Here is a 20,654-nt window from a genome sequence, read left to right on the forward strand (position 1 = left end):
CCACCCTGACCGGGCACCTGATGGGCGCTCAGCAGGACGCGAAGGAGCTGTACAAGGTCGGCCTGGGTTCGGTGCGTTTCCTGCTCGCGGTGGGCGATCTGCTGATCGGCTGGCAGCTGCTGCGCCAGGCCGAGATCGCGCTGGCCGCGCTGGACAACGGTTCGACCGAGCCGTTCTACCAGGGCAAGGTGGCCACCGCGCAGTTCTTCGCCCGCAACGTGTTGCCGGAGCTGACCGCGGTCCGCACCGTGCTGTCGAACCTGGACAACGACATCATGGAGCTCGACGAAGCCGCCTTCTGACCGGCCGCCCGCTCAGGGCGTTGCGATTCCGGTCTCGAGATCGATTCAGTGGCAACGTATTCACATCATCCCGAGGGGGGATTCGGCTCATGACGATCGGCAGTGACACCGCGCTCGAACGTGTCTCGGCGGTGGCCCGGCAAGGTGAGATGATCACCAGCTCCATGCTGTCGCGGGAGTACGCCTGGCCCGCGGACGATCCGCGGCTCCGGCCGCGGCACAACGAGATCCCGGTGAACGACCGGATCAGGAACCTGGTGACCGAAGCCGCCGAAACGAATCGCTTCGACGCTTCGCGATTTCGCCGCCGCTTCGGGGGTGAGGCGCCCGACAACCGCCTCCTCGAGCTGCTCAACCATCGCGCCTTCCAGTTCAATTCGCGTGAGCTGTTCCGCGCATCTCCACTGTGGCGCAACCGAATTACCGCCGCGGTGCGCGAGGACCGGCCGGTCGAGGTGGTGTTACCGGTGTTCTGTGTGATCGCGAACCCGGTCAAACGCATCGAGGTCACTCTCGCCACCGCCGCGGAAGACGTCGCACTCCTGCACCTGGGGCGCCTCACCAAGCATGCCGAGGAGTTGTGCGGCGTGCGGCTGACGTTCGACCTCATCGCGGACAGCACCTTCTACAGTCCCGCATTCGGCGTCACGTCGGTCGAGTCCAAGGCGTATATCAATCACCTGCGTCGGCGCCTGGTCGACCTGGGTTTGGACTCCGATATCCGCCTGTACGACATCTCCGATCTCCTAGCCGACTCGGCGTCGGAGTTTCAGCGGCGATACGACGCCTGGTTCGCTCGATTGCAGCGCGACCCGCTCGCCGACGGGATCTCGGACGCGGCATACAACCAGTGGCTGAGCAGCATGGCCGCCAGCGTCAACGTCCGCAAACTCGACCTCTCCTACGAGGTTCTGCGTTCGGCCCTGAGTGAGGAGCTCTCGCGCGTTCCGGAGAGCGCATCCTTGTTCGCGCGTGCCCGGTCGGCACTCGACGACTATCGAGCTGTCAAGCTGGCCGCGTCGGATCTGGGCTGGGAAGACCGCTACTTTCCCGGCGCCCTCAGGGCGACCATCCACACGAAACCGGTTCCGGTGCTCGGCCTTCGGCTGTATCCCGAATACAAGTTTCGGTCCCGCCTCCTGCCCTATCACGGTATCGGGATCCTCTATCGGGACGAGAAACGCAAGAAATACGAATTGCGGGTGGAGCCGGAGATGTTCGTCTACGGCCGTCCCGAGGTCACCCGCGTTCTCGATTCCGAAGGCCGGACATACTGCTACCTCGAGGACGGACGGGTTGAGTAGCGGACTCCGAGCGCCGACCCGCTGGTGGGCCGGCTCGGGGCGTCGGATCATCCTGCTCGCCACCGCCCAGGCGTTGTTCCTGTGCTCACTCAGCGTCGACCTGACCATGACGAGTCTGGTCGGGGATGGTCTGGCTCCCACCGCGGCCCTGGCGACACTTCCGTTCGCGTTCATCACCCTGGGCTCCGTGTGCACGACCGTGCCCGCGTCCCTCGTGATGGCCCGCTACGGCCGCCGGTTCGGCTTTCTCTGCGGTGCTGGCGCGGGAACGGCGGGCGGCGTGCTGTCGGTCGTCGCCATCAACGAGCACAGCTTTGCGCTGTTCTGCCTCGGAACCCTCTGCATCGGGATCTACCAGGGCCACGCGGGCTACTACCGGTACGCCGCGGCAGACCAGGTGGCGGTCGCCGACCGGGGCCGGGCCATCTCGGTCGTGCTGACCGGAGGGGTTGTCGCGGCCGTTGCCGGACCGTTCCTGGCGACGGGGATGATGAACGCTCCGGTATTCGGCAGTGCGACACGGCAATACGTCGGCTCCTACGTTCTCGTGGCCGCGCTGGCTTCGAGTTCGATGTGCGTTCTCGCGATGTTCGTCGACCGCGGCGAGGCCACCGAGTCGACCGCGCGGCCGACCCGAACAGGCGATCGGATCTCACTGTGGGCGGTCGCCCGGCAGCCGGGATTCGCCGTCGGCGTGTTCGGCGCGGCGATGGGGTATTTCGCCATGATGGTGCTGATGACCGTCGGCCCTCTCGCCGCCAGGTCGTACGGACTCCACGCCGATCATCGCGCCGTCATGATCCAGCTCCACATGGTGGGTATGTACGCGCCCACACTCGTTGCGGGGCTTGTGATTCGACGTGTCGGCGCCGCCCGGCTGCAGCTGGTCGGAGCGGCCTGCGGCATCGTCGGTGTCCTGGTCGGGGCGAGCGGCACAGAGCAGGTCCATTTCGTCGTCGCGCTCCTACTCATCGGGATCGCATGGAGTCTGCTGTACGCGTCGGGCTCCACCCTCATCGCCAGCTCCTACGAAGGCGAGAGCAAGAGCAGGACACTGGCATTCGGCGAGGTCGTCATCATGGCTGGCGCGGCGCTGGGCGGCCTCACCGCCGCCGCGCTCCTGCGAATTTTCGGTTGGACGGCATTGAATCTCGCGATGGCGGCCGTGCTGGTGCCCGTCGCCGCGGTGACGCTGGCCCATCTGACGGCGAAACGGAGGACACCTGCGAACACCTGACGCACGGTCGAGTACGACGGTCTGATCCGCGCCCTCGACGATTCAACCGCTCGATTTCCGCCCGGCCCTTCGAGACTGTGGGGCAATGTACGCGTAGTTCCGCGAACCATTCCTGAACGCACACCAGCGGTCGACCGGTCTGCAGGGCGAGCGCGAAAAGGACACTGAGTGTAATGCGGATCACACTCCCTGCGATTTAATTCGCAGAGGCACAGATTGCCGGTGCCGCAGAGAGTGAGCGTGTGATGAACACGAAAATTCGCGGGTTGATGCGTATCCCCGCCGCTATCGTCGCGATTTTCCTGATCCTGGCGTTGCCCGGCACCGGGCAGGCCGTTCCGTCGGGTGACTGGTCGATGTGGCAGTACGACGCCGCTGGTTCGCGGTACAACCCGAACGAGAACGTCATCAAGCCCGCCAACGTGGGCAATCTGGCGCTGAAGTGGGCGTTCGCCTTTCCGGCGGCCGTGGCCGCGTCCAGCCAACCGGCCGTGGTCGGCGGCACCGTCTACGTGGGCGGTCGCGACGGGAAGATGTACGCGCTGGACGCCAAGTCCGGCAAACAGAAGTGGGCGTTCGACGCGCAGACCACGCTCGGCCACGTCCCGGCCTACGGGCTGCGGGACGGCCCGGCGGTCGCCAATGGCACGGTGTTCTTCGGCGACAACTCGGCGAAACTGTGGGCGGTCGACGCGCAGACCGGCGCGCAGAAGTGGGTCCGCCAGCTGGATACGCATCCGTGGTCGATCATCACCAGCTCGCCGCTGGTCGTGGACGGAACGGTGTACATCGGCACCTCCAGTCAGGAGGAGGGCCAGGCCGTCAATCCGCTCTACGCCTGCTGCACCTTCCGCGGAAGTGTCGCGGCGGTGGACGCGGCGACCGGCGCGCTGAAGTGGCAGCACTACACCATCGCGGCACCGCAGCCGACCGGTGGCACGCCCGCCTACGAACCCAGCGGCGGGGCGGTGTGGTCCTCGCCGACGATCGATCGCAATTCGCGCACGCTGTTCTACACCACCGGCAACCCGTACACCGGCACGGATGTGGGGACCGAGGCGATCGTCGCGCTGAACATGGACACCGGTGCGCAGAAGTGGGTCAACCAGCTCACACCCAATGACACCTGGAACGTGCGGTGTTTGATCCAACCGCCCGGCGGAAACTGCCCGGTTCCCGGACGTGACTTCGACTTCGGCAGCCAGCCCAACGTCTTCACCATCGACGGCCGCCTGGTGGTCGGGGCAGGTCAGAAGACCGGCGTCTACCACCTGCTCGACGGGCAGACCGGCCAAATCATCTGGCAGTCCCAGCTGTCGGTGCCACTGCCGCCGATTCCGGGCGCGGAAGGGGCCGAGTCCCTCTCGGGCATCCAGTGGGGTGCGGCCTACGACGGTCGCCGCCTGTATGTCGCTACCTATCAGGCCAATCCGGGCAAGCTCTTCGCCCTCGACCCGAGGAACGGTCACCAGATCTGGAGTACGCCGAATCCGGCGACGACATGCCCGCCCGCGGGCGGGGTCCAGCTGGTCGATCAGCAGTGCCGCGCGATGCCCAACGCGGTGTCGGCGACGCCGGGCCTGGTCTGGGAGGGCAGCGTGGACGGCCACATTCGGGCCTTCTCGGCCGATACCGGCGCCATTGTCTGGGATTTCAACACGATACGGCCCTACGTCGGCACCAACCTGGTCCCCGGCACGGGTGGTTCGCTCAACGGCAACGGCGCGGTCGTCGCGAACGGGATGCTGTACACGAATTCCGGTTATCTGCACCCGATCACGCAGGGCCTGCCGGGTAATGTCCTGCTGGCCTTCGGCTTACCGTAAATGATTCGAAGACTTGGGTTCAGCCGGACCAGGACGCGCGGTCGGTGGGGCAGGTGGTGCCCGGGGGCGGGAGCTCGAGGTCGATCAGATAGCGCTCGCGGAGCCGGGCGGCGCAGGTGCTATCGACGTTGTGGTCGTAGGCATCGATGACGGCCAAGCGGGCATTGCCCATGGCGTGCAGCGCCTTTCGGCGGAGCTCAACGGCGTCGCCGGGTCGAAACGATTGTTGATCAGCAATGCGGGGGTGTGGGAGCGCAGCGTCCACGGTCCGGTGTAACGCTGCGACAGGTCTTTCGGCGCCACTGGCCACGTGGCGCAGGCCTGGAGGTTGTAGAGCCAGAACGATCCGAAGAGCGGGGCGAAGGCGTCGAATGCCACCGACAGGGCGCGCCACAGTTGCGGTGTGCGCGGGAAGGCTCGGTCCGCGCAGGAGATCGCGATGGAGGAGTCCAAGAAGTCCACCGCGAGCGGGAACTGGAGCACCGCCCCCGGATCACCGGCGGGGCCGCGCTCCAAGGCCGCCAGCAGCGCGGCCAGCCACGAGAGAAACCGCCGGAGACCGTGGTCGATCTCCGTCGGTGTGCCGGCCAGCGGCTCCGCCGATCTCGGCAGCCCCACCGCGTTCGGTAACGACTTTCCGAGCAGCGTGCCGCCTTCTGAATGACTCTGGTGTCCCACAAGAGACCCAACCCCCGAGAAGCGGAGCGCACCTGCGCCGCGTCAGGGTCGTTTGCGGGCAGCGCGATTCGCGATCGACTACCGTTCGACAGCCCGGACGGGGTTCGTGTCTCGATCGGCCTGGTCCGGCTCGATAGATATCTCGAAGAAGGTTGCAAGGCAATGAAAGTGGACACAATTCGATCAGTCAGATATCGGCATCTGCTCGGAATCGTTCTGACGCTCGGCTTCGCGATGGTGCTTGCTCTCTCGGTGGCGACCGGCCCTGGCTATGCCGCGCCGCCGGGGCTGGACGAGGCCGTCACCGGTGCGCTGCTGCAGAAGAAGCAGGCCGACCCGGCGCGGACCCCGGCCCCGGTCATCGATCACATGCGTGCGGAGGGGGACTGGGCCTTCGGCGCTGCGACCATTCCCGTCTCCGCCGCCGACGAGGCGCCGACCTCGTCGTTCTATATCGCCGTGCGCAGCGGTCAGCAGTGGCAGGTGGGGCTGGAAGGCAGCGACGAGTTCCGCAGTCTCATCCAGCGCGCGCCCGAATCCGTGGTGAGTGCTGGGGAGAAGGCGACGTTCACCGCGCCGCAGGCCCGCGCGATCAACACCGGCTTGTCGTTGCCCTGGCGACAAGGCGACAGTTGGTACATGGGTGGCGGACCGCACGGCAACAGCGGCAACAGTCGGCCGTTCAACTCGATCGACTTCAACGGCGGTGACGGCCGGGTGCTGGCCGCGGGCGCGGGCCGGGTCTACAAGACCTGTGTGCGCGGCGACAGCGCGGAGGTCAAAGTTGTGCACAACAACGGCTATACGACCACCTACTACCACATGACCAACCTCATCACTGCCCCGAACGGCACCGAGATCGCGGAAGGTACCTATCTGGGCCGCATCGGCACCCGGCTCCCCTGCGGGGGCAGCGCCAGCGGTCCGCACGTGCACCTGGCGCTGTGGAATACCAATGGCGGCGCGGTGGCCGTGAACGGCAAAACCCTTGGCGGATGGACCTTCTACGAGGGCGCCAGCGCCTACCGCGGCTACGCCGAACGCAACGGGGTCAGGGTGAACGTCGGCGGCAGGCTCACCAACTACGGAAGCGATACGGCACCGGCCAAGGGCACCGTCCGGCCGCATCCGGATCCGAACGGCACGGTGAACCTGTATTCCGGTCCCGGACTGAAGTTCTCGATCACCGGCACCGCACGCAACGGCGACGTCGTCCGGATCACCTGCACCGCGCGCGGCGACGTGGTCGCGGGCAAGTGGGGCAACACCGACCTGTGGAACAAGCTGGACTCCGGCAAATGGATCAGCGACGGTTTCGTGGACACCGGCAGCAACGACCCGGTCGCACCGACCTGCGCCGACCCCCGCACGGCGACATCCGTTCCGTCGGGCGGTGATTCGGCCGGCTCGGGCGCCAGGTCCGGCACCGGCGGCTGACCAGCGCGAAAACCGCTGAGGCGGGGTGTCTTTCACGACACCCCGCCTCGTCTGCTCGGCAACGGCCCGGTGTCCCCGACCCTGTCGATGGTCAGATGCCGAGGGTTTCGGCGGCGGCGCGTTCGCCGGAGCGGATGGCGCCCTCGAGGTAGCCCTGCCAGTAGTCGGCGGTTTCGGTTCCGGCCCAATGGATTCGGTCGACGGGTTGGCGCAGGGCGGGGCCGTAGCGGGTGAGGATGCCGGGGCGGGCGTCGATCCAGTCCTGCCAGGTGATCGAGTCCAGATAGGCCGCGTCCGGATGGCGCCAGGGCTCACCGACCGGGAAACCTATTGCGGTGGCGTCGATTCGAGCGATCGCGGCGGCGACCTCGGCGAGACCGGGCAGCAGGGCACCGGCGGTCGCCACCAGGCCGGTCCCGATTCCGCCCGGCACCCGGCGTAGGACGCCCCGGAGGCAGAGCTATCGCCCTCGGTCTAGGTCGGCAGCGTGGCGACGCCGTATTCGGCGGCCAGGGCGGCGATCCTGTGCTGCGTCGGTCCGATGAATTCGGCGCCCCCGTCGATGGTCGCCCCACCCCGCGTCGGCGTATTGACCACGCGTCCACCGGCACGATCCCGTGCCTCCACCACGAGCGCCCGCCGCCCCGCCTCCCGCAACCTCTTCGCGGCGGCGAGTCCGGACATGCCCGCCCCCACCACGATCACATCCGCGTCCGCCCTCTCGGCCGCTGCCGCGGGTGCGTTCACGGCCAGCCCGGCGGCTGCCACCACCGCGCTACGAAGTGCTGTTCTGCGGCTGATGTGCACACGCGTCCTTTTACCGGCGGTGTATATCGGAACAGCTCGGCTGGGCCGCCGCGATCGCCCGGACAGCCCTCCCGGATCCTAAGACGGCAATTGCTCGGCTATCAGAAGCCTGTGCGGTGCGGCGGACTATGCGGGCGTGTGACGGGTGGAATATTCACATAGCAATCTGTGAATGTATCATTTCTCGGTTCGCTCTCTTCGATCCGGGCACTCGGTGGCATTCCGAGAGGTGGGCGTGATGTGGTCCAAGCGAGACTGGGGGTACGGCGGGCTGGTCGGGATCGTCGTCGCGATGATCGTGGTCTCGATGTTGGGTGGCTTCAATCGCCTACAGGAGAGTCACAATCCGGGTGGCACCACCTCGTGCGGCGAATTCGTCACCCAGGGTCTCGATACGCAGCATGTGACCGTGCGCAAATTCCTCGAGCAGCAGAGCTCCTCGTCGGCCGAACCGGGCGACGGGACCGTCGATCGGGCAATATCGGCCGTGCTGCTCGCATGCCGAACCCAGGGCGACCCCGAGATTCCCATCGGCAAGGCGGCGGTGGACGCCACCCCCGAATCGCATGCCCGCGGGTGAGGCGACATCCCAGCGTTCACGAGGGCAATGCCGGTGCGCGGCGGTGGTAGTCGGTGTGTTGCTGGGTATCGATGGCGACCTGCAGGAGGGTCGCGTCGCGGTAGGGGGCGCCCAGGAATTGGACGCCGACGGGCAGGCCGGTGACGGGGCTGGGCTGGGTGGGGATGGCGACGGCGGGTAGGCCGCAGTAGTTGGCGTCGTTGATCTGCGGTGTCATCGCCATGCCCTGGGGCGGGCTGTAGTCGCCGTAGGGTGGACGGTCGACGATCTCGGTGCCGAGGACGGGCAGCAGGACGGCGTCGAGTTCGTGGTCGCGGAAACGGGTGAGCCACGCTTCCAATTGCCGGGTACGCTGGCGTTGCACGTGGAAGAAATCGACCGCCGGGATTCGGGCCTGTTCGATGGCTTCCAGGGTTTCGCGCAGGTATCGGGTGTACCCGGAGCGGTCGGTGGACCACCATTGTCGTTGGTATTCATAGATTTCCACGCCCTGGGCCGCCAGCATGTCGGTGTATCCGGTCGGGGTGGGGGCCTGGAATTCGACGATTGTCGCGCCGTTGCGGGCGAGTGCGTCGCGCATCGCGTGGAATCCGGCCAGCACGCCCGGATCGAGCGACCCCGGGTAGGGTGTGGGCACACCGATCCGGAAGCGGCTCAACCCTTCTCGGCTCGGTGCGGTGGGGAATTCGGGTCGCCAGCCGACCATTGGTGCGGTGCGTGGGTCGAGGGGGTCCAGGCCCGCGATCAGTTGCAGCAGCGGTCCCAGGTCGGCGGCGCTGCGGGCCATCGGCCCCACATTGTCGAAGGTCCAGGCGACGGGGATGGTGCCGTACACCGAGGCCATGCCGCTGGTCGGCTTGATCGAGCACACATTGCAGCACGACGCGGGGATCCGCAGGCTGCCCGCGGTGTCGGTGCCGAACGAGGCCGCGGTGAACCGCGCGGCCAATTCGGCGGCGGACCCGCCCGACGACCCGCCGGGCACCTTGCGTGGATCCCAGGGATTGGCGGTCTGCTCGGTCAGCGATCCGATCGCCATCTGATGGGTGTGCACATGCCCCAACAGCGGCATACCCGCCGCGCTCATCCGGCTCCACGCCGTCGAGTCACCGCGCGCGACATTGTTCGCCAGCACCGGCACACCGGCCGTCAGCGGACGGCCCGCGACCGCGTAGACGTCCTTGAGCGCCACCGGAACTCCGCACAGCGCGGGTGCGTCACCGGCGGCCAGTCGCCGATCGGCCTGGCGAGCCTGCTCGCGGGCGGAGTCGGCGTACCGGCGGACGAACGAGTTGATCTTCGGGTCGTAGCGGTCGACGCGATCCAGCAGGGCCGTGGTGAGATCCAGACTCGACACCGCCTTGGCGCGCAGCAGCGCGATCGTTTCCAGCACCCCGAGCGCGGTGAGGTCGGATCGGTCGATTCGATCCGGATCCGGAAGCCGCAGTGGGAATTTCGCCGCCGGGGTGTCCGGGCGGGCGATCAAGGGCGCGGGAAACGGCGGCAGCGCGTCGGTACCGGTCGGGTCGGCATCGGGCAGGACGGTGAAGTCGGGTAGGCCCGCGGGTGCCGTCTGCTCGGGCGCGGAGGTTTTCGCGCATGCCGCCGCGGTGGCGGCCACTCCGGCCGCGGTCATCGACAGCATTGTTCGCCGGTTCATCGAGCCTCCTCGTATGTCTCACTGCCGCGGGTAATGACGATGCCGACGTCATTCTCTTCCCAATATCGGAGCATTCGGCTAGCAAATAGGTCGCGTCCAATATTTTTATCGCTAGCGGAGATAAGGTTCTCCAATTAGAACTCACGCCGAGGCGGTTGGAGCAATACGTCGCCGCCGCCATGGACCGGGCCCGTCGCATCGGCCATGGACTCGACGGCGACCTCCGCATCGGGCTATCCGGGGTCGGGCGTCGTGTCGGTGAGGGTGTGGCCGGTTCTGGAGAATGGGGCGTCGGGGTAGTTCGGACGCCGCGCCGAGGTGGTTGTCCGTGCGGGTCGCATCGGATCGGTAACGTGGCGCAGGTCACTTGCCGGTAGGAGATGGGCCCGAACGATCGAGAGGGGATACCCGATGGGCGCCGGACATGAGCACACCCACGCCACGGCGGACAGCGACCGGCGCTGGCTCGCCGCGGCCCTGGCGGTGATCCTCGTGTTCATGATCGGCGAGGTGACCGTCGGTATTCTGGCCGGCTCGCTGGCGTTGCTGTCCGATGCCGCGCACATGCTCACCGACGCCGCGTCGATCGCGCTCGCGCTGTGGGCGATCCGGCTGGCCGCACGCCCGGCGGCCGGGCGGATGACCTACGGGTGGAAACGGGTCGAGATCCTGTCCGCGCAGGCCAACGGGCTCACCCTGCTGTTGCTGGCGGTCTGGCTCGGTTACGAGGCGATCCGCCGCCTGATCGATCCGCCGGCGGTCACCGGCGGTCTGGTGCTGATCACCGCCCTGGTCGGCATCGTGGTGAATCTCCTTGCCACCTGGATGATCTCGCGCGCCAACCGGACCAGCCTCAACGTCGAGGGCGCCTATCAGCACATCCTCAACGACCTGTTCGCCTTCATCGCCACCGCGGTCGCCGGGGTGATCATCCTGCTCACCGGGTTCGCCCGCGCCGACGCCCTCGCGACGCTGGTCGTGGTCGTTCTCATGATCAAGGCCGGAGTGGAACTGGTTCGCTCCGCGAGCCGCATCTTCCTCGAGGCCGCACCGGCCGACCTGGACCCGGACGAGATCGGCCGGGCCATGGCCGCCCGCGACGGCGTGGTCGAGGTCCACGACCTGCACATCTGGGAGATAACCTCCGGCTCGCCCGCGCTGTCCGCACACGTCCTCGTGGACCCCGGCCGCGACTGCCACGCCGTGCGGGAAGACCTGGCGCGCTGGCTTCACGACGAGCACCACATCGAACACGCCACCCTGCAGGTCGACCACGCCGTACCCCGCCTGCTCGACATCGGCCACGCCGACGACCACTGCGAGGACAACCACGGACCGGCTCATCGCGCCCGAGGTCTGCAACCCGAGCGCTGATCTCACCTTCACACCGCTCGATACCACGGGGTCCGAAGCGGCATTTGGCTGCGACCGACAACCGCGTAGCGAAACGTTGGCTGTGGCCGCTCTAGCGACCGCCCTCGCCGCGTGTTGTGGGCGGCAGCTACTCCGTGCAGGTGAACCTGGCTCGGGGGTACATGTGGATCCAGGACATGGGACTGCTACCGCGGGACAAGGTGGCCGATCTCCCCGCGTGTGCGCCAGTGCCGACCTCCCCCTACCCACCGCCGAGATCGCCTCCCGCATTCCCCTGATCACCCTGCACGGGCCGTACGGCGAAACCCGTCATGTGCCGCTTCCGGTCGGCTTCTCGGCGATCAAACCGCACTGGACCCGCGGCCCCCAACCGCTGGGCTCCTCCCCGCTGGCCTGGTAGACGGACTCGTTGTCCGGCAACCCCTCTGCGCGGCCGTCGACCGAATTCTCGACACCGCCCGCAGCCAGGGAGAGTCGTGCCCGGGCGCGTACTGCTCCTCGTACGAGGGACGCGTCGCCGATCGTGGCGGGCGCATGTTCATCGTCGGTGCGGATGCCCTCTTCCTCACCGTCGCGGCGACGGAGACCTGACGCACCCCGCTGACAGTGGAGAACCTGTCCGCCGTTTGATCGTGGGAAGAACGCGCTGAAGCTATCGCAGAGCGGCGACGGTAGCGAGAAACCCGTCGAGGGCCTGGCGCATCCGCGAATTCAGCTGGGCGTGCATACCCGCGCCGACCACGGTGCGGAAGTCCACGCGATTCGCGGTCAGCTGCGCGACCAGGTCGGCGTGCAGCGGGGAAAATACGACGATGTCGGTGACGTTGAGCAGCAACAGGATCGGCGCGCGGTAGCCGTCGGTCGGGACGCCCAGATAAGCGGTCACCGCCGCGGCGAACGGGCCCTGTGACAGCGGGCGCGACAGCAGCTCGGGTAGCGTGAGATCACCGATGCGGCCGACGATCTGTTTCGAGCACATGGTCGCGATGTCGTCGAGAACGGACCTGCCCAGCGGGGTGAGGTAGGAATCCACCTCGGCATCGGGGCGGGCGATTCGCATGGCCTCCAACACCATTGCCATCAGGGCGCGATGCACCGGATCGGGCATGTCCGGGCCGTCCGGTCCGAGCGGCAGCAGCAGCCGGTCGACATTCGAAGCCGGATCGATCGCGACCACACCGCGAAAATCCAACTCGGGTACCGCGGTCGCCGCCGCGTGTGCCGCGGCCAAGGCCGCGTGACCGCCCTGAGAGGAACCGATGACACCCCACCTACGGGACAGCTCCGAGTGGGTCCGACGCACCGCGCGGACCAGATCGATGGTCGCATCGGCCTCGGTGCGGGTTTCCAGGAACGGATGCGGCCCACCGCCGAATCGGCCCAGCCCCAGATAATCCGGCGCGAGGACAGCGAATCCACGCGACACCATTGCCCCGACGAGCGGGTCCTCCTGGCCGGGGTGTTCGATGTCGTCGTCACGACCGCACCCAGCGGCCAGCCCGCTGGTGCCGTGCTCGAACACCATGATCGGCCAGCCCTCCGCGGGCGCCCGGCCCGCCGGGAGAAACAGCGCACCGCTGGCCCGTCGGGGTGAGCCATCGGAACCGGTGGTCCAGTACTCGACCACCGACCCGTTGCCCATCCCGCGCCACCCGTCCGGCTGCGCGATCTCGGCGATCAGCGTGCCCTCGGGCGCTGCGGCGGCCGGGGCGGGAACAACCGTCAGCACCCCCACCGACAGCATCGCCGCGCCCACCATCGGTGGTAGCACCGGAAAACGAGACATCGCCGACCTTTCGACTCGAACAGGGAACAGGGACGTGGCGCTATCGCGGTAGTGGTGCGTCGATCGATTGGGTGTCGCATCCGGTGGGTGTGGGTGCGTCGGCGGGGAAGCGTTGCTGTAGCCAGTCGTAGGCGGGGCCGACGGCGAGCAGGCCGGTGGAGACGTGGTCACCGCCGCGTTGTTTCCGGTAGGAGATGGATGTTCCTGCGGCGCAGAGCTTTTGAACGTAGGCGTCGGTCACGGCCGGGGGGACCGCGGCGTCGCCGTCGGCCTGGTAGATGAACATCGGGATCGTGAGTGCGGATTCGCGCAGCGACACGCTGGACAGGAAGGCCGCGATCTGTGGTGTCGTCATGACCTGGTCGATCGGCTGAGTGAGGTATTCGCTCCAGTCGCGGTGGGAGTTCTCGACCAGGGATTCGGTGAGGCAGTGGGTGCGGTTGTGGGCGAGCACGGCCTCGGCCCCGGGCTTCAGATACGGACGCAGCAGGTCCGCGAACTCGGGGTAGGTCCCGTACAGCGAGGCGATGGCGTTGCCGGGGATTCCGGAGAGCGGGCCGGCGTTGTTGGCTTGGAGCACCGAGTAGGCGTCGGTCGCGGGGGCGGCGTAGGTCGCTCCGGCGATGGCCAGTTCGGGGGCGTACGCGGGTTGCACCTGCGCGGCCCAGCCGGTGACCAGCCCGCCGCCGGAATAGCCGTACATGCCCACTCGGGTCTGGGCGGACAGCCCCAGCGGGGCGAATTGTTCGGCGGCGCGGACACCGTCGAGGATCATGTAGCCGGGTTCGGTGGCCGCGGCGAAATGCCCGAAGCGGCCCTGGAAGTCGGGCACCGATACCGCCCAGCCGCGCGCGAGCGCGTTGATCATTTGGGGGATTTGTGACATCGCGGAGGGGTCGGGGATGGCAGCGGCCTGGTACTGGTAAGACGGCGAGCAATCCACGCCGGCGGCATCGTGATACATCTGCACCGACAGCAGCGGCCGGTCCGGTGTCGGGCTGTCGGGCAGGATGACTGTGGTGACCGTGGCGTCGGGCTGGCTGTTCAGGTCGGTGGTGCGATACAGCAGCTGCCACGCCTGGGCCGGGACCGGAAAGTTCAACGCGACCGGCCGGGAGGCCAGCACCGTGCCGGGTGCGCTCGTCTCGAAGCCCGGCGGCGGTTGATAGAACGGATCCTCCTGCGGCCGCATCGGTGCGGCATTCGCCGTCGACACGCCCACACCGGTCAATGCCACCAGGGCCGCGACCGAGCCGACAGCTATCTTTCGACTCAGCCCATCAAACCTTGCGAGAGTAAGCATCTCGATCTCCTTTCCTGTAGTAGGCCGCCTACAGCATCTATTCGTCAAACATGCGGTGTCCACCATCGCCCACGGCGTGTTCGGCGGGTGTCGGAGTGGGGCGGGGTCCGCGCGCGGTGGCGAACAGGGCCGTGGCGAGGACCCCGATCAGCAGCAGTGCGCCGGGCAGGATCATCGACTCGCCGAGTGCGGTGCTCAGCTTGTCGAGGATCTGCGCCGCGACGGGCCCTGTGCCGTTTCCGGCCGCGGCGCCGTCGAGGCCCTGGGCGGACATGCGGGCGGAGAGCAGCGCGCTGATGGTCGCGCTGCCGAGCACCATGCCGACCTGGCGGGTGGTGTTGTAGACGCCCGCGCCGGCGCCCGCCTGGCGGGTGGGCAGGTTGCGGGTGGCGGTGGCGGCCAGGGGGCCCCAGATGCCCGCGTTGGCGATGCCCGCCAGGGCGGCCGCCAGCATGAACACCGGGATCGAACTGTCCGGCTTCAGCAGTGCCACGAACCAGAACACCGAGATCGCGTACAGGCCGAAGCTGACGGTCAGCACGAGCCGCGGTGAGGTCCGGTCGGCGAGTTTGCCGAGGATCGGGGCCCCGATGCCGGTCATGAGCGCCATCGGCGCGAAGACCAGCGCGGATTCGGTGGAGGAGTAGTCGCGCACGGATTGCAGGTAGAAGTAGGCGGGCACCATCAGGGCCGCGGTCGCCGCACCGGCGGCCATCAGCGCCAGGCACGACAGTGCGAAATCGCGGTCGCGGAACAGGCTCAGCGGCACCAGCGGCTCGCCGGTGTTGCGGCCCTGGTTGACCACGAACAGCGCCAGCACCGCCAACCCGCCGACGATCATCGCCCAGATGACGCCGTCCCAGTTCCTGGTCTTACCCTCCTGAATTCCAAAGACCAGCAGGAACATCCCAATCCCGCTCAGCGCGACGCCGATCAGGTCGAACTTGTGCGCATGCGTCTCCAGCGCCGGAACCAGCCACAGCGCCAACCCGAACGCCACCACGCCGATCGGCACGTTGATGTAGAAGATCCAGTTCCAGCCCAGCTTGTCCACGAGCACACCGCCCAGCAGGGGACCCGCGAGGGTCGCCAGTCCGGTCACCGCGCCCAGGATGCCCATGGCCGCGCCGCGCTTGTCCGGCGGAAAGGTGCGGGTGATGACGGCCATGGCCTGCGGCGTCATCAGCGCCGCACCCAGACCCTGCACCACGCGGGCCGCGATCAGCATTTCGATCGAGGTGGACATGCCGCACCACAGCGAGGCCAGCGTGAACACCGTCAGCCCGGCGAGGTAGATGTATTTGGGGCCGAAGCGATCTCCGAGGCGGCCGGTCACCAGCAGAGGCACCGCGTAGGCCAGCAGGTAGGCGCTGGTCACCCAGATGACCTTGGTGATATCGGTGTGCAGGTCGCTCAGGATCTTCGGGTTGGCCACCGCCACGATGGTCAAATCCAGCAGAATCATGAAGAACCCGAAGACCAGCGCATACAGCGCGGGCCACGGATTGCGTCGACCTGTCATCGCTTCGATTCCTTTCGCAGTTCGCCTGGGGTCCGGCCTTCATATTAAATGCATACATTGCTATGTGCGCATGTGATGCTGGTCGCAGAGCGGATTGACCATCCGGCACGGCCTCGGCGCGTCGCGCTCGCCCGTCACGACACGGCACGACCGGCGTGCCGAAATGCGCTCGGGCCCGTCGCGCCCGTAGCCGCTACAGTCGTATTCGTGGGACAGTCTCGGGAAATATCAACGCCGCCAACGATCTTCCGGTCCTCGTGGATCCGTGGGGTGGAGATGGTGTTGTTGGGTCTGATGGCGATCGCGAGCGGCTGGTTGCTGCTCGTGACGACCGGCACCGCCGACTCGCCACTGACGTTCCCCGTGGTGGGGCCGATCGCCGTCGGGACCCTTTTCCTTCTTCTCGGACTGCACCGGTTCGTTCACCCCGTACCCGATGCGGCGATCGACGATCATGGGTTGGCGATCGGTCCGTTCGGCCGGATCCCGTGGTCCGCGATCTCGCGGATTCATCTGATCACGGTCCACGGCGCGAGGTATCTGGCGATCGAACTGGTTGCGCCCGGCCCGAAAATCACCGAAAGGTGTTGGCCCCGATGGATCTATGGACCGGTGGGCAAGGTCATGGTCGGCTACCCGATCGCCATGCCCGAGCGCTGGCTACGTCCGATATCACTGGACGACATCGCCACTGAAATACAGAGGCGTAACCCCGGCCTGGTGATCGCGAGATCCGAACGGGAAGGCTTCGGACGAGCTCGGCTCTAGGCCATTCCTGCAGTGGGGAAAAGATTTTCGGTAACTGAAATCGATCAGGATATGAAGGGGCAGCGTGTAGTTTGCCGCAATCTCTTCTGTCGCAGCAAGTTCGTTAAGCAGGACCTAATAGTGATCGGATTGGTCGTGCTTCGTGTGGCGGGCGCGAGCGGGGGATGAAACCCCAGGTAGAGATGGGTTCGGAAGGCTGGTGACAATCTGTGCCGATGTTGAGTTCACCTTTGCGTCATGATGTGGGAAGTCCATTCCTTCGCCGGAAGCGATAGGCTCCCGCGGGAACGGCTGCCCGACGCTGGATTTCATGTGTAGTGGCGGCCATCCGCAGGAAACGGCCGAGGTCGGCCGTGCGAGGGAAAGGCCGAACAGAATATGCGAGGTGTGACTGTGCGCAACGGGGAGGGGAGACGTCCGGGGCGGTGGGCCAAGTGGCGCGAGCGGTCCGCGGTATGGGTGGCGGCGGCGACGCTGCTGCTCGGGGTGTCGGTGGCAGGCGCCGGGACCGCATCGGCCGCGTTCAATCCGTCGGGCATCGATTTCTGGGTGACGTCGCCGACCATGGGGCCGGTCAAGACTCGGGTCTTCCGTGCGGCCGACGGCAATACCGCGCGCGTCGCGTACGCGCTCGACGGGATGCGCGCCGGGCAGGATCTGTCCGGTTGGGAGATCAACACCAATATCGTCGAGGCGCTCACCAAGGCCAATATCAACGTGGTGATGCCGATCGGCGGCCAGTCCAGCTTCTACGCCGACTGGAACGCGCCGAGTTCCTTCTTCGGCATGGCCCCGTCCGGTGGGGCGCCGGGCGGGCCGGGCATCACCCAGGTGGCGGCGGGTGGCCCGGGTAAGAGTTACCGCTACACCTGGGAGACCTTCCTGACCCACGACCTGCGCAACGCCCTGAAGGAACGGCTGGGCTTCAACCCGGCTCGTAACGGCGTGTTCGGCCTGTCCATGGGCGGCAGCGCGGCGTTGACGTTGGCGGCCTACCATCCGGACCAGTTCAGCTTCGCCGGGTCGTACTCCGGCTACCTCAACAACTCCGCGCCGGGTATGCGAGAGGCGTTGCGCGCGGCCATGATCGATGCCGGTGGCTACAACATCGACTCGATGGCTCCGCCGTGGGGCGCGGCGTGGTTGCGGATGGACCCGTTCGTGTTCGCACCGCAGCTGAAGGCCCACAACACGCGGCTGTGGATCGCCGCCGCCACCGGTATCCCGGCCGCGGGCGACGTGCACAGCGTCATGGACGTCGTCCAGGGCGTTCCGCTGGAGACGCTGGCGCTGGCGGGCACCCGGGCCTTCCAGGTGCGGATGATGACCCTGGGCGCGAGCAACGTGACCTATGACTTCCCGGTCGTCGGCATGCACAACTGGCGCAACTGGGAGGCCGAGGTCTACCGCATGGTCCCCGACCTGTCGGCCAACATCGGCTGACGGCGCGGACGGCCCCACTCGGGCGCGGGTCGGCGTGCGGGAAAAGCTGTTCCTGACGCCGACCTCGCGCCGCCGGCCAGTTCTCCGCATCGCGGTCGAGACCCCACCCTACGCAGCGCCTCGGGCCCTGGACAGCTCGATATTGCGGAGCGCGGTGATGTTGATCTCGGTGAATTTGCCGTTCTCGAGTGTGTAATCGACCTCGAGTTCGTCGGCGCGGGTATCACCGGCCCGCAGGGACGGGGCCGCGAAGGACTTCGAATCGCCGGTGGCTTCGGATCGCTCCACGAGGTGGACGTGGATCCGCGTGCCGTCCGTGTCGGCCTCGAAGCTTTCGACGGTCAGTATCTCGCGCACAGTGGCGTGGTATTTCTCCAGGGATTCGATTGTTTCCTCGTATCCGTCGGCCGTGATCGTGCCACGAACTATGAAGCGGATGTTCCGGTCGAAGAATCTTTCGGCCATCTGGCGGTACTCACCCGCGTTGTACATGGCGAGGTACTCGTCGTACTCGCGACGATCCATCTCCGTCTCCTTCGTTCCGGCCGGCTTTCTCCGGCTGCGGCGTCGTTCCCCGCGGCATCCCGCCGAAATCGGTGCCACATGCCACGCGATCGGTGCGGGCATTCGGCCCCATCAGCCCTCGACCATTCGCGGCCTGAACTGCGTCGCATCGGCCCAGCTGCCGTGAATGCCGTTCTTCATCCGAAACGGAAGTCGGGCCGTGGCGATCGGTCCGGCATCGATTCGGGTGGAGTCCAGGACGACGAGCTCGCTACGCACCTCGTCATGCCGATTCACCACCGCCATCAGATACCCCTCACCCTCGGCGGCGGTCGAGTCGCGCGGGACGAACACCGGTTCCTGGACCGTGGCCAGCGCGCCGGGCGCCCACGTGCCGCGAACGGCGCCGGTGTGCGCATCGACGTGCAGGAAACCGGTGAAGTACCCGTTGTACGGCTTCGCCCGCACCGGCATTTCCAGTGCGGCGGGGTCCGCGGTGGTCAGGTATGCGTGCCGGTAGCTGGTCGACACGTAGCGGTCGTCGACGGCCGGGAGGTCGGCGATGATGGGTGTCAGCACGGTCGGTTCGGCAATCAAATCGCGGCGACGCAGGTCGATCTCGATCCGCATGACGTCGCCGTTCATCGCATCCCCTGTGCGCCCCTGTGCGTCCGGCCACCACGGGAAGAAGGTTCGGCCGGTCACCAGCAGCACGTCGAGGTAGATCTTGCCCTTGTCCTCGAAAGCATTGATGGTGTGCCCGGGAAACGCGTTGGGAGCGTGGAACCAGCGCACGTCCTCGCCGCCGCCGTTGCGCGGAATCACACCGAAGTAGACGTCCACATCCGGTTCCCAGACCCAGTGCTGGCCACCGGCCTTCATCCGCTCGAGACTGCTCGAGAACGGCATGATCGGGAAGATCACATGGTTCTCGGTGAGCGCCATGTCGTGGACCATGCCGGGATAGGGCATCCGAAACCACGCCTCGTGCCTGACCACGCCTGCCGGATCGATGACGTAATAGGCGAGATCGGGAGTGGCCAACCCCCGGGCCTCGTAGCCGAAGCAGTACATGTCGCCGGTCCGCGGATCCCATTTCGGATGGGCGGTGAAGGTTCGGCTCCTGATCTGCCCGGCGAAATTCGACTCCCCGATCGTCTCCAGGGTTTCCGGATCCATGGCGTAGGGGAGGCTGTCCTCCTTCAACGCCCACAACAGTCCGTTGTGCACCACGACGTTGGTGTTGCCGGTGGAACGGCTGAGCCCGGCGACGCTCGGGTCGTCGGTGAACGGATTCCGGTACATGCCGAACAGGGATCGACGGGCCTGGTGTTCGCTCAGGTAGCGCGGCGTTCGGATGTATCGCACTTTGAAATCGACGTGACCGTCCTTGATGCGGAACGAGCTCACCGATCCGTCGCCGTTGAAGAAGATATCGTTGTCGAACCGGGGCGGGTACTGACGATCCGGGGTCACCCGAAACAACGCACCGTCCAGATCCGGGGGGATCTCACCGTCGATCTCGAGGTCGTAGATGTCGCCCTCGAACCGCTGGGGCGCTTCCCAACCGGTGAATACCGGAGAATCCGGGAACCGTTCGGTCATGACGTACTCTCCACGTAGTCCTTGAACGCCTTGGCCACCCGGTACTGCGCACCGAGGTAACCCAGGTGCGCATCCAGCTCGTCCTTCGCCACCCAATCGAGCAGGTCGTCTGAAAAGTCGTATCGGGCGGTCCGCGAGTAGTCGGTTCCCCGGCCGGACGGCGAATACTGGAAATCCAGACGATGATGGATGGTGATCCCGTTCCCGATCCTCACCTCGCAGCCGAACATCAGATGCCTATTCGGTGTCACTTCGTCTGTGTGCCAGTGGAATTCGAACTGCTGGTCCGGCGGTAGATCGAGGCCCGCACGCTCGAGGAACACTGCACCGGGTGTCACGAGGCGGGTGGGGGCGGCGGCCGGGCGTATGGTCGCCCGGGTAGCTCCCCCGTTCGCCATCGGCCAGTTGTCGGGATCGGCCTGGACGGCAAAGACGACGTGCGGCGGCCGATCGATGCATATCCGGGCCGTACCTGTCGCAGTGGCCATTCGAGGGTCCTTCCTGTCGCCGGAAAGAAC

Annotated in this window: 21 protein-coding genes and 1 pseudogene; 11 read left to right on the plus strand and 11 right to left on the minus strand. The window is 66.8% G+C overall.

The genetic code is table 11. The annotated features are described in order from the left end of the window. The 4 genes from NDR87_RS36110 to NDR87_RS36125 all read left to right on the plus strand — a co-directional run. Window positions 1-302, plus strand: a 302-nt coding sequence (locus tag NDR87_RS36110; RefSeq protein ID WP_251941319.1) for an acyl-CoA dehydrogenase C-terminal domain-containing protein, incomplete at its 5' end; no start/stop codon positions are given. 89 nt (window positions 303-391) lie between these two features. Further along, on the plus strand, window positions 392-1,606 hold the full coding sequence (locus tag NDR87_RS36115; RefSeq protein WP_251918694.1) for an L-tyrosine/L-tryptophan isonitrile synthase family protein: 1,215 nt from the start codon (window positions 392-394) through the stop codon (window positions 1,604-1,606). After that, window positions 1,599-2,843, plus strand: a complete 1,245-nt coding sequence (locus tag NDR87_RS36120; protein WP_251941321.1) for an MFS transporter — start codon at window positions 1,599-1,601, stop codon at window positions 2,841-2,843. Before NDR87_RS36115 ends, NDR87_RS36120 begins: the two co-directional genes overlap by 8 nt. Before the next feature lie 245 nt (window positions 2,844-3,088). Further along, entirely contained in the window at window positions 3,089-4,669 is a 1,581-nt protein-coding gene (locus NDR87_RS36125) for a PQQ-binding-like beta-propeller repeat protein (protein WP_251918691.1), read from the plus strand. 19 nt (window positions 4,670-4,688) lie between these two features. On the opposite strand, the gene NDR87_RS37975 is transcribed toward NDR87_RS36125, so the two are convergent. Both NDR87_RS37975 and NDR87_RS37980 read right to left on the minus strand, forming a co-directional pair. After that, entirely contained in the window at window positions 4,689-4,841 is a 153-nt protein-coding gene (locus tag NDR87_RS37975) for a hypothetical protein (protein WP_251941322.1), read from the minus strand. A gap of 23 nt (window positions 4,842-4,864) precedes the next feature. Then, window positions 4,865-5,152 (minus strand): annotated as a pseudogene (locus NDR87_RS37980) (alpha/beta hydrolase); the annotation flags it as partial. Between NDR87_RS37980 and NDR87_RS36135 the strand changes: the two are divergent. Both NDR87_RS36135 and NDR87_RS36140 read left to right on the plus strand, forming a co-directional pair. Further along, entirely contained in the window at window positions 5,073-5,333 is a 261-nt protein-coding gene (locus tag NDR87_RS36135; protein WP_251918703.1) for a hypothetical protein, read from the plus strand. The pseudogene NDR87_RS37980 and the gene NDR87_RS36135 sit on opposite strands and share 80 nt — an antisense overlap. A gap of 176 nt (window positions 5,334-5,509) precedes the next feature. Beyond that, entirely contained in the window at window positions 5,510-6,784 is a 1,275-nt protein-coding gene (locus NDR87_RS36140; RefSeq protein WP_251918689.1) for a peptidoglycan DD-metalloendopeptidase family protein, read from the plus strand. A gap of 91 nt (window positions 6,785-6,875) precedes the next feature. Here the strand turns inward: NDR87_RS36140 and NDR87_RS37815 are convergent, their stop codons facing one another. Then, window positions 6,876-7,217 (minus strand): FAD-dependent oxidoreductase, encoded by a 342-nt coding sequence (locus tag NDR87_RS37815; RefSeq protein WP_251918687.1) that lies wholly within the window; start codon window positions 7,215-7,217, stop codon window positions 6,876-6,878. A gap of 41 nt (window positions 7,218-7,258) precedes the next feature. After that, window positions 7,259-7,555, minus strand: a complete 297-nt coding sequence (locus NDR87_RS36150) for an FAD-dependent oxidoreductase (RefSeq protein ID WP_251918685.1) — start codon at window positions 7,553-7,555, stop codon at window positions 7,259-7,261. Window positions 7,556-7,829: 274 nt separating this feature from the next. Here NDR87_RS36150 and NDR87_RS36155 point away from each other — a divergent pair, with 274 nt between their 5' ends. Next, the gene (locus tag NDR87_RS36155) at window positions 7,830-8,171 is read left to right on the plus strand and encodes a hypothetical protein (protein ID WP_251918683.1); all 342 of its coding nucleotides are present in this window, start codon (window positions 7,830-7,832) and stop codon (window positions 8,169-8,171) included. Window positions 8,172-8,187: 16 nt separating this feature from the next. Here the strand turns inward: NDR87_RS36155 and NDR87_RS36160 are convergent, their stop codons facing one another. Then, window positions 8,188-9,831, minus strand: a complete 1,644-nt coding sequence (locus tag NDR87_RS36160) for an amidase (RefSeq protein WP_251918681.1) — start codon at window positions 9,829-9,831, stop codon at window positions 8,188-8,190. 411 nt (window positions 9,832-10,242) lie between these two features. On the opposite strand from NDR87_RS36160, the gene NDR87_RS36165 reads away from it, so the two are divergent. Together NDR87_RS36165 and NDR87_RS36170 are read left to right on the plus strand one after the other, a co-directional pair. Next, window positions 10,243-11,205: a cation diffusion facilitator family transporter gene (locus NDR87_RS36165; protein WP_251918679.1), complete on the plus strand. Its 963-nt coding sequence runs from the start codon at window positions 10,243-10,245 to the stop codon at window positions 11,203-11,205. A gap of 217 nt (window positions 11,206-11,422) precedes the next feature. Further along, a complete protein-coding gene (locus NDR87_RS36170; protein WP_251918677.1) occupies window positions 11,423-11,605 on the plus strand; it encodes a hypothetical protein in 183 nt (60 codons plus the stop codon). A gap of 252 nt (window positions 11,606-11,857) precedes the next feature. Here NDR87_RS36170 and NDR87_RS36175 read toward each other — a convergent pair whose 3' ends face one another. The 3 genes from NDR87_RS36175 to NDR87_RS36185 are packed head-to-tail and all read right to left on the minus strand — an operon-like array spanning window position 11,858 to window position 15,816. Beyond that, window positions 11,858-12,991 (minus strand): lipase family protein, encoded by a 1,134-nt coding sequence (locus NDR87_RS36175; RefSeq protein WP_251918676.1) that lies wholly within the window; start codon window positions 12,989-12,991, stop codon window positions 11,858-11,860. Window positions 12,992-13,031: 40 nt separating this feature from the next. Further along, the gene (locus NDR87_RS36180; protein WP_251918674.1) at window positions 13,032-14,294 is read right to left on the minus strand and encodes a lipase family protein; all 1,263 of its coding nucleotides are present in this window, start codon (window positions 14,292-14,294) and stop codon (window positions 13,032-13,034) included. Between the two features lie 37 nt (window positions 14,295-14,331). Continuing rightward, on the minus strand, window positions 14,332-15,816 hold the full coding sequence (locus tag NDR87_RS36185; protein ID WP_251918672.1) for a DHA2 family efflux MFS transporter permease subunit: 1,485 nt from the start codon (window positions 15,814-15,816) through the stop codon (window positions 14,332-14,334). A 270-nt stretch (window positions 15,817-16,086) separates the two neighbouring features. Between NDR87_RS36185 and NDR87_RS36190 the strand changes: the two genes are divergently transcribed. Together NDR87_RS36190 and NDR87_RS36195 are read left to right on the plus strand one after the other, a co-directional pair. Beyond that, the gene (locus NDR87_RS36190) at window positions 16,087-16,584 is read left to right on the plus strand and encodes a hypothetical protein (protein ID WP_251918670.1); all 498 of its coding nucleotides are present in this window, start codon (window positions 16,087-16,089) and stop codon (window positions 16,582-16,584) included. Window positions 16,585-16,962: 378 nt separating this feature from the next. Next, entirely contained in the window at window positions 16,963-18,027 is a 1,065-nt protein-coding gene (locus tag NDR87_RS36195) for an alpha/beta hydrolase (RefSeq protein WP_372494400.1), read from the plus strand. A 108-nt stretch (window positions 18,028-18,135) separates the two neighbouring features. Here the strand turns inward: NDR87_RS36195 and NDR87_RS36200 are convergent, their stop codons facing one another. From NDR87_RS36200 to NDR87_RS36210, 3 genes are all read right to left on the minus strand, one after another. Further along, window positions 18,136-18,552, minus strand: coding sequence for a hypothetical protein (locus tag NDR87_RS36200; protein ID WP_251918668.1), 417 nt, complete (start codon window positions 18,550-18,552; stop codon window positions 18,136-18,138). Between the two features lie 111 nt (window positions 18,553-18,663). Beyond that, complete coding sequence (locus tag NDR87_RS36205; RefSeq protein ID WP_251918666.1) at window positions 18,664-20,136, minus strand: carotenoid oxygenase family protein; 1,473 nt, start codon at window positions 20,134-20,136, stop codon at window positions 18,664-18,666. Beyond that, a complete protein-coding gene (locus tag NDR87_RS36210) occupies window positions 20,133-20,624 on the minus strand; it encodes an SRPBCC family protein (RefSeq protein ID WP_251918664.1) in 492 nt (163 codons plus the stop codon). Before NDR87_RS36210 ends, NDR87_RS36205 begins: the two co-directional genes overlap by 4 nt. Between the last annotated feature and the right edge of the window lie 30 nt (window positions 20,625-20,654).

Origin of the sequence: Nocardia sp. CDC159, from assembly GCF_023740735.1 — a bacterium.
Classification (GTDB): Bacteria; Actinomycetota; Actinomycetes; order Mycobacteriales; family Mycobacteriaceae; genus Nocardia; species Nocardia pulmonis.